The organism is Streptomyces sp. NPDC020807, from assembly GCF_040641575.1.
Lineage (GTDB): Bacteria > Actinomycetota > Actinomycetes > Streptomycetales > Streptomycetaceae > Streptomyces.
Window position 1 is genome coordinate 4,140 of the sequence record NZ_JBFADU010000053.1, and the last position, 1,210, is coordinate 5,349.

1 rRNA gene (running past one end of the window) is annotated in these 1,210 nt (G+C 56.2%); it reads left to right on the plus strand.

Going from position 1 to position 1,210, the window contains the following annotated elements:
* Positions 1-1,175: ribosomal RNA gene (locus AB0G79_RS33245) — 23S ribosomal RNA — on the plus strand (it extends 2,116 nt beyond the left edge of the window).
* Positions 1,176-1,210: the final 35 nt, after the last annotated feature.

Consider the following 1,210-nt stretch of genomic DNA (forward strand, 5'->3'; position numbering starts at 1 on the left):
TCTGAGCTGGGGGTGGCCGCAGAGACCAGCGAGAAGCGACTGTTTACTAAAAACACAGGTCCGTGCGAAGCCGTAAGGCGATGTATACGGACTGACGCCTGCCCGGTGCTGGAACGTTAAGGGGACCGGTTAGCTCTGTTTCGACAGGGCGAAGCTGAGAACTTAAGCGCCAGTAAACGGCGGTGGTAACTATAACCATCCTAAGGTAGCGAAATTCCTTGTCGGGTAAGTTCCGACCTGCACGAATGGCGTAACGACTTCTCGACTGTCTCAACCATAGGCCCGGTGAAATTGCACTACGAGTAAAGATGCTCGTTTCGCGCAGCAGGACGGAAAGACCCCGGGACCTTTACTACAGTTTGATATTGGTGTTCGGTTCGGCTTGTGTAGGATAGGTGGGAGACTTTGAAGCCGTGACGCCAGTCATGGTGGAGTCGCCGTTGAAATACCACTCTGGTCGTGCTGGATGTCTAACCTCGGTCCGTGATCCGGATCAGGGACAGTGTCTGATGGGTAGTTTAACTGGGGCGGTTGCCTCCCAAAGGGTAACGGAGGCGCCCAAAGGTTCCCTCAGCCTGGTTGGCAATCAGGTGTTGAGTGTAAGTGCACAAGGGAGCTTGACTGTGAGACCGACGGGTCGAGCAGGGACGAAAGTCGGGACTAGTGATCCGGCGGTGGCTTGTGGAAGCGCCGTCGCTCAACGGATAAAAGGTACCCCGGGGATAACAGGCTGATCTTCCCCAAGAGTCCATATCGACGGGATGGTTTGGCACCTCGATGTCGGCTCGTCGCATCCTGGGGCTGGAGTCGGTCCCAAGGGTTGGGCTGTTCGCCCATTAAAGCGGTACGCGAGCTGGGTTTAGAACGTCGTGAGACAGTTCGGTCCCTATCCGCTGCGCGCGTAGGAATATTGAGAAGGGCTGTCCCTAGTACGAGAGGACCGGGACGGACGAACCTCTGGTGTGCCAGTTGTCCTGCCAAGGGCATGGCTGGTTGGCTACGTTCGGGAGGGATAACCGCTGAAAGCATCTAAGCGGGAAGCCTGCTTCAAGATGAGTATTCCCACCTCCTTGAGAGGGTAAGGCTCCCAGTAGACGACTGGGTTGATAGGCCGGATGTGGAAGCCCAGTAATGGGTGGAGCTGACCGGTACTAATAGGCCGAGGGCTTGTCCTCAGTTGCTCGCGTCCACTGTGTTAGTTCTGAAGCAA